The following is a 12,565-nucleotide window of genomic DNA, read 5'->3' as shown; positions in this document are numbered from 1 at the left end:
TGTTCACCTTCAAATAATTACTTCATAAATTTTTCTATTAGTTTCATCCATTAAAGTATATTCTAAAATAGCTTTAAAAGCACTTAAAAAGGCTAGTAAGAATTAACTTACTAGCCTTCAAAATAACACTGCGAACTATTTAACTGCATCTTTCAATGCTTTACCTGGTTTGAATGCAGGTACTTTGCTTGCAGGGATATCAATTTCTTTACCAGTTTGTGGGTTACGTCCTTTACGTGCTGCACGATCGCGCACTTCGAAGTTACCAAAACCGATTAATTGAACTTTTTCTCCGTCAGCAAGTAATTCTTGGATTGTAGAGAATACTGCATCAACTGCAGTTGTAGCGTCTTTTTTAGTTAAGTCAGCTTTTTCTGCAACTTTTTCAATCAATTCTGCTTTGTTTGCCATGTTGTTTTTCACCTCCTGAAAAGAGATAGATGTTTTATATATTTGACATCTTAATTCCTCATTTTTGAGTGGTCCAAAAATGGTTGAAAGAATGAGTCACTCAATCTTTCATAATCAAAAATATCACAGGAACGTCTATATATCAAGGTATTTACAATATTTTAATCAAAATATCGTAAAAATTAACTATCCTTTAAAATAAATTGCAGAATCACAACAAGTGTGTTAAAATGCGTTATTTTCTGCGTCGAGCGATAATATGGATTGGTGTTCCCTCAAATGTGAACGCACGTCGAATTTGATTTTCTAAGAATCGTGAATAAGAAAAATGCATTAACTCTTCTTCATTCACAAAAACCACAAACGTTGGTGGTTTAACTGCGACTTGAGTCGCATAGAATATTTTCAATCGACGACCTTTATCTGTCGGTGTTGGGTTAATTGCCACTGCATCCATAATCACATCGTTTAAAACAGATGATGGAATACGCAAGTTTTGATTCATACTGACTTTTTCAATCATATCTGGTAATTGATGTAAACGTTGTTTCGTTTTAGCAGAAACAAATAAAATTGGTGCATAATCAAGGTACTTGAATTCTTTACGAATATCTTCTTCAAATTCCTTCATTGTATTTGTTTCTTTTTCGATAGCATCCCACTTATTAACAACAATAACCATACCTTTACCAGCTTCATGTGCAAAACCAGCGATACGCTTGTCATATTCACGGATACCTTCCTCTGCATTAATTACCATTAAAACAACATCTGAGCGTTCAATCGCACGCATCGCACGCATCACACTATATTTTTCTGTTGTTTCATAAACTTTTCCACGTTTACGCATGCCGGCTGTATCAATCATAACAAATGGTTGACCACTTTCAGATACAAATTCAGTATCGATGGCATCACGTGTAGTGCCGGCTACGTTTGAAACGATAACGCGATCTTCTCCTAACATCGCATTAATAATAGATGATTTACCTACATTAGGGCGACCGATTAAACTAAAGCGGATCGTACTATCATCATCCTCTTCAATTTCTGTTGAGAAATGTTTAACTGCTTCATCTAAGACATCCCCTAAGCCGATACCATGACTTCCTGAAACTGGATACGGTTCACCTAAACCTAATGAATAAAATTCATAGACATCAGCACGCATCTCTGGGTTATCAACTTTATTAACTGCTAAAATAACCGGTTTTCCTGATTTATAAAGCATACGCGCTACTAATTCATCAGCATCTGTTACCCCTTCTCGAGCGCTTGATAATAGAATAATAACATCAGCTTCTTCGATGGCTATTTCAGCTTGATATTTAATTTGATCCATAAATGGTTCATCACCGAGATCGATTCCTCCCGTGTCAATAATACTGAATTCACGACCTAACCATTCTCCTGTTGCGTATAAACGGTCTCTTGTTACCCCTGGCGTATCTTCTACAATTGAAATACGTTCTCCAGCGATTCTGTTAAAAATTGTCGATTTACCTACATTTGGACGACCGACAATTGCTATTGTTGGATTTGCCATGTGACAATCCCTCCTTTATAATTCCAAAGCTCTTTAGTAGTTTACCCTATCAAGTCACCTCTTACAAGTCTAATCATCGATAAAATAGCTAAAGCTGTTAATAATTAACTTGTTTTCTCATTTTTAAAGAAAATTACATGAAAAAAAGAGCCGAAACAATAGTTTCAGCTCCTATCATAATTAATCTTCTTGTGATTTTGCTAAGACATCGCCTAAGATATCTCCTAAAGAAAAACCGGTCACCTCTTCTGGCATTTCGTAGGTGTCTTCAATCACGACTTCCTTTTCAGTAGCGGGTTGTTCTTCTAGAGCTTTGATACTTAAAGCGATACGGCGTTCTGCCGGGTTAAGCTCTAATACTTTAACTTGTACTTCTTGGCCTTCTTGTAAAACTTCATGAGGCGTAACTACATGTTTGTGAGAAATTTGTGAAATATGAACGAGCCCTTCGATCCCTTCAGCAACCTCAATAAAGGCTCCAAAACTAGTCAGACGTTTCACAACTCCAGTTAAGACGTCTCCTTCAGAAATTTTAGTTTGTATTCCTTCCCAAGGTCCAGTCTGAGTTTCTTTAATTGATAACGAAATTCGCTTCTTGTCATAGTCAACGCCTAACACTTTAACATCTACCATATCACCGACTGTCAGCACATCTGATGGTCGAGACACATGGCTATGTGAAATCTCTGATACGTGAACTAAGCCATCAATGCCACCCAAATCTACAAATGCTCCAAAATCAGTAATTCGAGCTACTTGACCTGTTAAAATATCTCCAGCAACTAGTTTATCTAGAACTGCTTGACGTTTAATCGCTTTTTCCTCTTGAACAATAGCCTTACGAGATAAAATTAAACGATTTTCAGATGGCTCTATCTCCATGATTTTAAAACTTAAAGTTTGTCCTTGATAATCTGAAAAATCTGAGACAAATTGATCCGATATCATAGAAGCTGGTACAAACCCTCTTACTCCTAAGTCTACGACTAGTCCACCTTTAACAACTTCCGTGACAGGTCCCTCAACGGGTGTCCCTGCTGTATATTCTGCTTCAATCTTTTCCCAGATTTTTTTAGCATCTAAACGTTTTTTAGATAATAAATAGCTACCATTTTCTTTATCTTTACCGATTGTTGTAATAACTACTAAATCTAAAATATCACCAACTGTTGCGACAGTTGAGATATCCTCTACTTGGAATGCAGTCAATTCGTTAGCTGGAACAACTCCTTCAACACCTGTTCCAAGAATGCTAACAATTACTTGTTTTTCTTCTAACGCAAGGACTTCACCTTGTACAATATCTCCAACTTTAACATCTTGAACGCTTTCTAGTGCATTTAGCATTGATTCTTTGTCATTTTCCATTTGAATATTTTTGATATCTGTCATGACTTTATGCCCTCCCTATCAACAATTTTATTCTTTTATTGTATCTTAAAAAGTTAGGAATTTCTAGGTATATAACTTAATTTACATTCCCTAGTTCTTTACATCGATAACTGTTTTAATTTCTCTTACAACTTCTTCGATTGTCAAACCTGTTGTATCAATCTTAACGGCATCACTTGCTTGAACTAATGGAGAAACAACTCTTGTAGAATCTTTATAGTCACGTTCTTCAATCTCTTTTTTTAATGTTTCAAAATCAGTCATGATTCCTTTGCTAATATTTTCTTGGTAACGTCTCTCAGCTCGTTCAACGACACTGGCTACTAAAAAAATCTTAACTTCGGCATTAGGAAGCACAGCTGTTCCAATATCACGACCATCCATAACAATCCCACCTTCAGCTCCAAAACTTTGCTGTTGACGAACTAATTCTTGGCGAACAAACTCTTGAGCTGCAATTTGAGATACTAAGTTTGTCACCTCTGGTAGGCGTATTTCTTCTGTTACATCTTGATTATTCAAGAAAACTAACTGACCATGATCACTTTGTTCAAAATGAATTTTACTAGCCTGCACGACTGTCTTTACCTGACTTTCATCAGCAGGATCAATTTTATTTTTTAATGTTGCTAGAGTGATAGCCCGATACATCGCCCCAGTGTCCAAATAGATATAATTCAATTGTTTAGCTAAGATTTTAGCAACTGTACTCTTACCAGCAGAAGCTGGTCCATCAATTGCAATACTAATTTTTTTCATTTTGTATCTCCTTTAATTCCAAATTTACCTAGTTAATTATATCATAATTTTCTTATACGTCATTCCTCAAATAAAAAAAAGCTACCTCAAAGGTAGCTTTTTTTTATTATTTTTAATTAAAATTAACTTGTTGACCTACAGTCAAACCATTATCAGTACCAATCCCATTAGCTGCGCGGAATTCTTCAACTGTCATCCCATTCTTTCTAGCTAATGAATACACAGTATCTCCCGGTTGAATCACATGTGACCCACCTTGTTGAGCTGCTTGTTCTGCTTGTTGAGCCGCTTGTTGAGCTGCTTGATCAGCTGCTTCTTTTTCAGCGTTTTTAGCTGCTTCTTCAGCCTGTTTAGCTGCTTCTTCAGCTTGTTTAGCTGCTTCTTTTTCAGCTTTAGCTTGCTCCTTGGCTTGTGTTTCAGCTTGTTTAGCTGCTTGATCAGCTGCTTCTTTTTCAGCTTTAGCTTGTTCTTCAGCCGCTTGTTCAGCAGCTTTTTGTTGTTCTTCTACTAATTTAGCTTGCTCTTCTTCAGCGGCTTTAGCTTGCTCTTCGGCAGCTTTTTGTTGCTCTTCTTCAGCAGCTTTAGCTTGTTCTTCTTCAGCAGCTTTAGCTTGCTCTTCTTCAGTAGCTTTAGCTTGTTCTTCTTCTTCAGCCTTAGCTTTTTTTTCTTCTTCAGCTTTAGCTTTTTTTTCTTCTTCAGCTTTAGCTTTTTTCTCTTCTTTAGCTTTAGCTTTTTTCTCTTCTTCGGCTTTAGCTTTTTTCTCTTCTTCGGCTTTAGCTTTTTTCTCTTCTTCGGCTTTAGCTTTTTTCTCTTCTTCAGCTTTAGCTTTTTTCTCTTCTTCAGCTTTAGCTTTTTTCTCTTCTTCAGCATCTTTCGGTTTAGACTTAGCTTCTTTGTTGATAATTATTTCATCATCTTTAGGTGCTAATGTTTGCTTTGTAGATAAATTAAACATATATACCAAAACCAAGGCAATCGCTAACAATAAAATAACTAAAATAGAAATAAAAGCACTATTTTCATTTTTCTTTTTGCGTTTTTGCGATCTAGAACCTCCCGATTCATCTTCATAAATTGGCTGTTCCCACGGTTTTTTGTCTTTACCCATGACTTTTTTCCCCCTAAATAAATTCTATTAATAATTCTAACATAAAAAAAGAAACTAAGTAATTCCAATTTTTATATTTTGTACTATTTTTGGGAAGCGTCTTAAATAAAAGCGCGCATTCTTCCAAAAAAGCTACTCACTCACAATTCTAGCATAAACCGTTTAAATATCCTATAAAATAACTAACATTTATTGATTAAAATTTATTCATTATATGTTATTAATTAACCTATTTTCAGTTTATTAGTTTATAATGATTAAAATACGATATTATTTTATCTTTAAAATCACGCTGCACATTTCGTTTCTTTAATTATTGAGTACCTAGATAATGACCAATTGTTTTGTTGGTTTTATTATATTATAAAGGAGGTTGTCATTTATGAACGTTACTTTAATACCGGAAAAATGTATAGCTTGTGGACTCTGTCAAGTACTAGCACCTAATAAATTTGATTATACTGCAGAAGGAATTGTTATTTTTTTAGATCATCCAGAAAAAACAACCCAGATTATTTCAGAAAATACAGATGACGTTTTGAAAGCTTACAAAGCATGTCCTACTCACGCTATTACTATAAAAAAAGAACATGATTAATTATTAATCATGTTCTTTTTTTATTTTTTTATATATTGTTTTTTTAGTAAGGCTGGCAGTAATCGCTCGTGAATACCTAAAAAGAAAACTGTTAACAGGCTTCCCTTGATTAAGTTGAATGGCGCCACCCCTATAATAACATATTTGATAAAACCCATTCCTAAATCTAAATGGACGAATTTCAAGTATAGTGGGAGTGCGATAGTATAATTGACTATCATCATAGTAACGGTCATTACTAGCGTCCCAACGATTAAAGCGCTTATTAAGCTTTTTTTTGAATGTGACCTTCTACTTAAATAATAGATGGGTAACACAAATGATAACGCAGCAAAAAAACTCGTAGTATCGCCAATCAATGCCCCCACATCTCCTCCTGTTGTTAAGAAATGTAGCAATGATCTAATAAAAGCTGTCATAACAGCAGCTCCTGGTCCAAAAAGATAAGCACCAATCAAAATTGGAATCTCACTAAAATCGACCTTCATAAATGGAAAAGCCGGAATTACTGGAAAAGCGATAAACATAAGTAAATAACCTATTGCTGCTAGCATCGCAATACTTACTAGCTTATGAGTCTTATTTTGTTTCATATGACATCCTCCTAAAAGGACTCATCTCAGGAAAAACTATTTGATAAAACTTAACAACTTCTACTATAAAAAAACCACTCTCACACACAGGGGATCTGTAGGCAAAAGTAGTCAATAGTCTCATTTGAAAGTATTATCAAATAAGCTCTATCTTCTTCTATCCAGACTATACTGTCGGTATCGGAATTTCACCGATTCAGCCATCGTTTATTTAAAAACGACAGGTAGTGGACTATACCACCGGTCGGGAATTTCACCCTGCCCTGAAGACGAACCTTAAATATTTTATTGTTCGTTATTATTATAACAATTTTTTAATAAATAGCAATAACTTAGCACTAGTTTATTCAACAAATCACAAACGGAGTGTCACCTTTCAATGGGCATTGAAGCGATAACCTTTTTGCCACTTAGTCTCGATGCACTTGCTAACTCGTGGAGAAAATATTAGCAGTTTATTTCTTAGTTTTCTGATAGCGACATCGACATTCCGTTCTTTCCCTAAATAAGAGTAACCCCAGACTTCTTTTAGTAATTCTTCTCTTGAAACGATTCTTGCTTCATTTTTAACTAAATAGGTCAAAATACCATATTCTAAGTGGGTCAAGGCTATTTTTTTTCGATCGATAAAAACAGTTCTCTCCTTAAAGTCAATCACTAGCCCTACTTTGGAACAGTAAGTTTCCTTCGACAACAATAAGGGGGACTCTTGATAATAGTAACGTAATAACCTAGATGTCCTCAATGAAACTTCACGACTACTAAAAGGTCGTGTTAAATAATCATCTGCCCCTAATTCAAACGCTTGAATGGCTAATTTGGCATCAGACAAATGCGATAACACTATTACGGGAATGTTGGAAAGACGCTTAATTTCCTTAAGACTGGTAAAATCAGCCTCACAGCCTAAGCTGATATCCGTGATAACTAGGTCAATTTTTTTGTGTTTGAACTCAAAAAGACCGTCAAAGTAACTAGTGGTTACTTTGACAGCCATACCTGCTGTTTCTAATTCATCTTTTAATAAAAAACCGGTGCGTTGATTAGAATCAAGGATTAAAATAACCGGTGATGCCATCTCTCATGCACTTCCTTACTTGATAAATTATTTTGATAGCTCGATTAATGCATTAATTTCTCTTTTACTTAACGAACGATACTGGCCTGGCTTCATCCCGTGTAGATTTAAATCACCATATAATTCTCGTTTTAATTTAATAACAGGATATCCAACTGCCTCAAGCATTTTTTTCACTTGATGGTTACGCCCTTCATGAATCACTAATTCTACGATACTCGTTTTCTTAACATTGTCTGTTGAAATAATATTATACTCAGCTGGTGCTGTTTTGCGCCCTTCGATATTAATTCCTTTGGCTAAAGGTTTTAAATCTTGAGGGAAGGGAACACCTTTAACTTTGGCAATATACGTTTTATTAACTTCGTGTTTTGGATGAGTTAATTTATTAGCAAAGTCTCCATCGTTTGTTAATAACAACAAGCCCGAGGTGTCATAATCTAAACGCCCTACTGGGTAGATACGTTCTGGGACTCCCGCCATAAAATCAGTCACCACTTTACGACCTTTGTCATCTGAAACTGCTGAGATAACCCCTCTTGGTTTGTAAAACAAGTAATAGACATACGATTCTTCTGTAATAGGAACGCCACGAACTTCGATTGTGTCACTACCAACAACTTTTACACCCATCTCTGTTACTGTTTTACCGTTAACTTTTACGTGTCCTTCGCGAATCAATTCTTCTGACTTTCGTCTTGACGCTACTCCACTTTGAGCTATAACCTTTTGTAATCTTTCCATTCTAAACATTCTCCTCATTTTCTTCGATTTCTTCATCGATGATTAATTCTTGTTGATTGTCACTTTGCTTTAAGTTTGCCCCATCTAGTCCTTCTTGGAAATTAGCAAAAAATAAATCACTTGGGAGTTCTTCTTCGGTCATCTCTTCTTCCATTTCTCTAATAGAAGGGAGCTCTTCTAAAGATTCTAAGCCAAAATAATTCATAAAATAGTCACTTGTTCCATACAAAATAGGTCTACCTGGACCGTCAACCCGCCCTTTTTCAACAATTAATTGTCTAGCAACTAATTTTTGGATGGCCCCTGCCGATTGAACGCCACGGATTACATCTATCTCAGAACGCGTAATGGGTTGCTTATAAGTTACAATCGCTAGTGTCTCTAAAACGGCCTGTGATAAAGTATTAGACAAAGGTGATTGAGCAAATTCTTTAACTGTTTCAGCATAGAGCTTTTTTGTAGTTAAAACAAAGCGATTACCTACCTCCAATACATGTAAAGCCGATTGGTTATTTACTTCATAATAATTCCGTAATTTATCTATTTCCTCAAAAATTTTAGATGTTGGTATTTGCAGTAATACTGCTAACTCCTCAACAGAAACCCCCTCATCCCCTGATACAAATAAAAGTGCTTCAATTTGACCAATAACTTCCATACTTAACTCCTACTCATTGTCTTCGATTTTAACTGATTGTTTAAACAGTAAGATCGGTGCATAATTATTCTCTTGTTCCGCGATAACTTGACGTGATTTAATTAGCTCTAATAATGCCATAAAGGTTGTCACAATTTCACTTTTAGTATATGTGGTAAATAAATCAGAAAAGGGAACTCCTTGCCCACTATCTACATACTTAACTAGCTTTGAAATATAACTGATTTTATCTTCAATCGTCTCATAATCGTTACTGATAGTTGTTTCTTGCGTACGATAAGTCTTTTGACGTTCTAACACATCATGGAAGGCTAAGAACAAATCGATTGTCGAGACTTGATGTGGTTCTAAGGGCGGTAAATTTGCTGTATATTCTGATAAATCTGCTGGATCTTTCGTAAAATACTGTCCACGCTGTTCTTCTTTTTCATGTAAAACAGTCGCAGCATATTTAAATTTACGATATTCTAATAACTGCTCAACCAAGGCAGCTCGTGGATCCTGTTCTTCATCTTCATACTGCCCACTATCATCTACAAGTAACTCTACTTTAGGCAACAACAACTTACTTTTGATTGACATCAAGGTAGCCGCCATCACCAAGTAATCACCAGCAACCTCTAATTGGAGGTGTTTCATCATCTTGATATAATCCATATACTGTGTTGTGATTTCCGCAATAGGAATATCATAAATATCAATTTCTAATGTTTTAATTAGATGCAATAATAAATCTAAGGGTCCTTCAAAAACATCTAATTTAACGCTCAATTTATCCATCTGTTGACTCCTCTATAGCAGCTTGATTCCAAAAATTTATTATAACACAAAAAAAGTAGCTGGTAGGCTACTTTACTAAAAAAGATTGGCCGGTTACGCTCTTGGAAAATGAGTTTTATAAACATCTGCCATCCGCTGTTTCGTAATATGAGTATAGATCTGTGTTGTTGAAATATCTGCGTGACCTAGTAATTCTTGCACCACCCGCAAATCAGCTCCATTTTCTAATAAATGGGTAGCGAAACTATGTCGTAATGTATGGGGGGTCACTTCCTTTTCAATCCCCGCAGCTTTCACATGCTGCCCTAAATTTTTCCAAATTCCTTGTCGACTGAACCCTTGCCCACGATGATTTAAAAATAAATAAGGTGACGTAACGCCTGGCTTAATCAATAAAGGGCGACTTTTTTCTAAATAAATATCGATCCATTGAATTGCAATATCCCCCAAAGGAATAATCCTTTCCTTATCTCCTTTACCAATTGTTTGAATCAATCCTAACGATAGATGCATGTCGTCTAGTTTTAAGTTGATTAGTTCTGTTACCCTTAAACCTGTCGCATACATAACTTCTAAAATAGCACGGTCTCTAATACCAAATTTATCAGTCGTTTTAGGTGTTTCTAATAACGTTTCAATTTCTTTTAACGACAAAGTTTTCGGTAATTTTTTGGCTTTTTTTGGTGTCTCAATATGTTGCATAGGATCAACATCCGTATATCTCTCTTGTTTTAAAAATTGATGGAATTTACGTAAACTTGATACCATCCGTGTAATCGTAGCTGCTGATTTATTTGCGTCACTCAATTCTTTTAAAAATGATAAAATAAAATACCGATCCAACATATCCCAAGTTGTGACATTATTTTTCGTTAAGTAGGCCATATATTGAGCCAAATCACGTTTATAACTTGCTATTGTATTTTCAGATAGCCCTCTTTCAACTTTTAAAAAATGAACATAATCTTTTAAATCGTTGTCCATAAAGTAATTCAACTCCCTCTTAATTAATCGAATCTTACGTTTAGCTTCTCTTTACTCAACAAATATCCTAGTGCTAGTTTATATTAATTTGGTTAAATCAATCTCAGTCAAAACATACAGACTAGTTGATATAGGTAATAAGTTTGTCCTTTATGACTAATAATACCACCTGTTAAGAGCAAAGGCATCCCTTACCCTAACATATCATTATATAATATTTAATGAACAAAAAAAATACCGATAACCAGCTAGTATCGATACTTTTGTTCTTATTGCGTGCGTTGACATTGCTTGCATACTCCATGAAAAGTTAAACGGTGATCTTTTACTAAAAATTGGAAACGTTTCTCAACAATTTTTTCGACATCTATTAATAAATCATCCTCAACTTCTTCAATTCCACCACATTCTAAACACAATAAATGATGATGAAAATGCTGTGCCCCCTCTTTTCTTAAATCATAGCGCGATACGCCATCATTAAAACTTATTTTGTCGACTATTCTTAAGTCAGTTAACATTTCTAATGTACGATAGACAGTTGCTAGACCAATGTCTGGACTTTTTTTCTTGACCAGCATATAAATCTCTTCTGCTGATAAATGATCTTTGTCATTTTCCAATAAAACTAACACTGTCGCTTCGCGTTGAGGCGTTAGTTTATAGCCACCATCATGTAATAATTTTCTTATTTTCGTTAACATTGCACTAGTATCCATCTCGCATCTCCTTAATTAGAATCATTATAAAGAAGCGCAGTAAGAGGCTGTCTCTATTTATAACCATTATAAATTACCGCTTTGCTTTTTGCAACGATTCTCAATTAGAATATATGATGGATAAAAAAAACAAAACCACCTGATGAAAGATGGTTTTGTTTTTTTACTAATTAGCTTTTTTTACTTCTTCAAATTTATCTAGTCCTACATAAATCTCTTGAGTTAAAATATTGCGTTTTGTTACTTTTATACGATAAAAATGGAAAATAAAAACCAAAATATTGGCTCCAAGAGAAAGCGCGCTGGCTACAAACAGTGCGGTACTGCTATGCGAGCTCTGTACGGCAAATTGAGAATCGCTCACAAATGCTGGGAATGACATCGTAAACATCATCCAAAAAGCAAGGGTATGCGCTCGGTGTTGTAACCACGCCCCTTTTTTTATGAAAAATGCTGGAATTGTACATGACAGTAACAAAGCTAAGCCTGCATAAAATGAATGATCTGATACACAATTATAGACGTAGGCAAAGTTCCACAAATCGTAAGCGATAATCCAAAACCACATTTGATCAGCCCAAACCATGTCTTTTTGCTTATTCTTACTTACTTGAATCCCCATCCACCCTGAAATAGTGATGATATTCAAGATACCAGCAACGCCATTCATGATATTCCAAATTCCGCCATTCATAAATACGCCATCTACTACGCCATGTAATGAATATACTTGGAAATCACGAATAACTGCTTCTGTAATATTCAAAGCTAAAATAAGTGGTGGAAACATGAGCCAATACTTATTGTTTGAAGCGCCTTTAACATAACGGATAACCCAAAAGCCTAAACAACCCGCTAACGCCGAATAAACTTTTACCCAATGAAACCAAGTGCCCGTGCTACTACCAGCCCCAGCTGTTGTTGGCCAAACAAATAATGTTAAAACAATTGGGACAAGCGTAAACATTATTAACGCTATCCATTTGTTCAAACGACTGATCTCATTTAATCCAATTAGTGCACCTAATACAACTAGCCACATTATCGCCGATTGCCATGGTATGTGTTCATAAAAAAACATGTTTAATTCCTCCTAATGAAGTTTATTATAAATGAAATAATTCTACTTCATCATACTGTTTTTTGACAGATTAACCATGAACAAATTAATCAAAGTGCCCAATTTTTGTGCAAC

Annotated in this window: 14 protein-coding genes and 1 riboswitch; of the genes, 1 reads left to right on the top strand and 13 read right to left on the bottom strand. The window is 35.2% G+C overall.

The window, feature by feature from the left end; genetic code table 11:
* Positions 1-135: 135 nt before the first annotated feature.
* From OL234_RS05045 to OL234_RS05025, 5 genes are all read right to left on the bottom strand, one after another.
* On the bottom strand, positions 136-423 hold the full coding sequence (locus OL234_RS05045; RefSeq protein ID WP_437184448.1) for an HU family DNA-binding protein: 288 nt from the start codon (positions 421-423) through the stop codon (positions 136-138).
* 223 nt (positions 424-646) lie between these two features.
* Positions 647-1,957, bottom strand: coding sequence for a ribosome biogenesis GTPase Der (gene der, locus OL234_RS05040; RefSeq protein ID WP_275470065.1), 1,311 nt, complete (start codon positions 1,955-1,957; stop codon positions 647-649).
* Positions 1,958-2,137: 180 nt separating this feature from the next.
* Positions 2,138-3,349 (bottom strand): 30S ribosomal protein S1, encoded by a 1,212-nt coding sequence (rpsA, locus tag OL234_RS05035; RefSeq protein ID WP_275470064.1) that lies wholly within the window; start codon positions 3,347-3,349, stop codon positions 2,138-2,140.
* 90 nt (positions 3,350-3,439) lie between these two features.
* Positions 3,440-4,108, bottom strand: a complete 669-nt coding sequence (gene cmk, locus OL234_RS05030; protein ID WP_275470063.1) for a (d)CMP kinase — start codon at positions 4,106-4,108, stop codon at positions 3,440-3,442.
* Positions 4,109-4,220: 112 nt separating this feature from the next.
* Positions 4,221-5,216 (bottom strand): LysM peptidoglycan-binding domain-containing protein, encoded by a 996-nt coding sequence (locus OL234_RS05025; protein WP_275470062.1) that lies wholly within the window; start codon positions 5,214-5,216, stop codon positions 4,221-4,223.
* Positions 5,217-5,598: 382 nt separating this feature from the next.
* On the opposite strand from OL234_RS05025, the gene OL234_RS05020 reads away from it, so the two are divergent.
* Entirely contained in the window at positions 5,599-5,814 is a 216-nt protein-coding gene (locus tag OL234_RS05020) for a ferredoxin (RefSeq protein ID WP_275470061.1), read from the top strand.
* A gap of 20 nt (positions 5,815-5,834) precedes the next feature.
* On the opposite strand, the gene OL234_RS05015 is transcribed toward OL234_RS05020, so the two are convergent.
* The 8 genes from OL234_RS05015 to OL234_RS04980 all read right to left on the bottom strand — a co-directional run bounded on the left by OL234_RS05015 (position 5,835) and on the right by OL234_RS04980 (position 12,451).
* Positions 5,835-6,407, bottom strand: a complete 573-nt coding sequence (locus tag OL234_RS05015; protein ID WP_275470060.1) for an ECF transporter S component — start codon at positions 6,405-6,407, stop codon at positions 5,835-5,837.
* A 145-nt stretch (positions 6,408-6,552) separates the two neighbouring features.
* Positions 6,553-6,682: riboswitch (FMN riboswitch) on the bottom strand.
* Positions 6,683-6,783: 101 nt separating this feature from the next.
* Positions 6,784-7,485, bottom strand: coding sequence for a response regulator transcription factor (locus OL234_RS05010; RefSeq protein WP_275470059.1), 702 nt, complete (start codon positions 7,483-7,485; stop codon positions 6,784-6,786).
* A gap of 27 nt (positions 7,486-7,512) precedes the next feature.
* The gene (locus OL234_RS05005; protein ID WP_275470058.1) at positions 7,513-8,229 is read right to left on the bottom strand and encodes a pseudouridine synthase; all 717 of its coding nucleotides are present in this window, start codon (positions 8,227-8,229) and stop codon (positions 7,513-7,515) included.
* 1 nt (position 8,230) lies between these two features.
* Complete coding sequence (gene scpB / locus OL234_RS05000; RefSeq protein ID WP_275470057.1) at positions 8,231-8,887, bottom strand: SMC-Scp complex subunit ScpB; 657 nt, start codon at positions 8,885-8,887, stop codon at positions 8,231-8,233.
* A 9-nt stretch (positions 8,888-8,896) separates the two neighbouring features.
* Positions 8,897-9,667 (bottom strand): segregation/condensation protein A, encoded by a 771-nt coding sequence (locus OL234_RS04995; protein WP_275470056.1) that lies wholly within the window; start codon positions 9,665-9,667, stop codon positions 8,897-8,899.
* A 93-nt stretch (positions 9,668-9,760) separates the two neighbouring features.
* On the bottom strand, positions 9,761-10,651 hold the full coding sequence (xerD, locus tag OL234_RS04990) for a site-specific tyrosine recombinase XerD (protein ID WP_275470055.1): 891 nt from the start codon (positions 10,649-10,651) through the stop codon (positions 9,761-9,763).
* Between the two features lie 269 nt (positions 10,652-10,920).
* A complete protein-coding gene (fur, locus tag OL234_RS04985) occupies positions 10,921-11,370 on the bottom strand; it encodes a ferric iron uptake transcriptional regulator (RefSeq protein ID WP_275470054.1) in 450 nt (149 codons plus the stop codon).
* 166 nt (positions 11,371-11,536) lie between these two features.
* Positions 11,537-12,451 carry a DUF5692 family protein gene (locus OL234_RS04980; RefSeq protein ID WP_275470053.1) on the bottom strand — a complete coding sequence of 305 codons (915 nt, stop codon included), beginning with the start codon at positions 12,449-12,451 and terminating at the stop codon, positions 11,537-11,539.
* Positions 12,452-12,565 lie beyond the last annotated feature (114 nt).

The sequence above is a fragment of the Vagococcus intermedius genome, assembly GCF_029144185.1.
GTDB classification, from domain to species: domain Bacteria; phylum Bacillota; class Bacilli; order Lactobacillales; family Vagococcaceae; genus Vagococcus_D; species Vagococcus_D intermedius.
This window is presented reverse-complemented; position numbering and strand designations above follow the sequence as displayed.

What these genes read in the sequence shown, in the direction of transcription:
- der (WP_275470065.1), bottom strand. Translation starts at nt 1,957, where the DNA reads ATGGCAAATCCAACAATAGCAATTGTCGGTCGTCCAAATGTAGGTAAA.
- rpsA (WP_275470064.1), bottom strand. Translation starts at nt 3,349, where the DNA reads ATGACAGATATCAAAAATATTCAAATGGAAAATGACAAAGAATCAATG.
- cmk (WP_275470063.1), bottom strand. Translation starts at nt 4,108, where the DNA reads ATGAAAAAAATTAGTATTGCAATTGATGGACCAGCTTCTGCTGGTAAG.
- OL234_RS05025 (WP_275470062.1), bottom strand. Translation starts at nt 5,216, where the DNA reads ATGGGTAAAGACAAAAAACCGTGGGAACAGCCAATTTATGAAGATGAA.
- OL234_RS05020 (WP_275470061.1), top strand. Translation starts at nt 5,599, where the DNA reads ATGAACGTTACTTTAATACCGGAAAAATGTATAGCTTGTGGACTCTGT.
- OL234_RS05015 (WP_275470060.1), bottom strand. Translation starts at nt 6,407, where the DNA reads ATGAAACAAAATAAGACTCATAAGCTAGTAAGTATTGCGATGCTAGCA.
- OL234_RS05010 (WP_275470059.1), bottom strand. Translation starts at nt 7,485, where the DNA reads ATGGCATCACCGGTTATTTTAATCCTTGATTCTAATCAACGCACCGGT.
- OL234_RS05005 (WP_275470058.1), bottom strand. Translation starts at nt 8,229, where the DNA reads ATGGAAAGATTACAAAAGGTTATAGCTCAAAGTGGAGTAGCGTCAAGA.
- scpB (WP_275470057.1), bottom strand. Translation starts at nt 8,887, where the DNA reads ATGGAAGTTATTGGTCAAATTGAAGCACTTTTATTTGTATCAGGGGAT.
- OL234_RS04995 (WP_275470056.1), bottom strand. Translation starts at nt 9,667, where the DNA reads ATGGATAAATTGAGCGTTAAATTAGATGTTTTTGAAGGACCCTTAGAT.
- xerD (WP_275470055.1), bottom strand. Translation starts at nt 10,651, where the DNA reads ATGGACAACGATTTAAAAGATTATGTTCATTTTTTAAAAGTTGAAAGA.
- fur (WP_275470054.1), bottom strand. Translation starts at nt 11,370, where the DNA reads ATGGATACTAGTGCAATGTTAACGAAAATAAGAAAATTATTACATGAT.
- OL234_RS04980 (WP_275470053.1), bottom strand. Translation starts at nt 12,451, where the DNA reads ATGTTTTTTTATGAACACATACCATGGCAATCGGCGATAATGTGGCTA.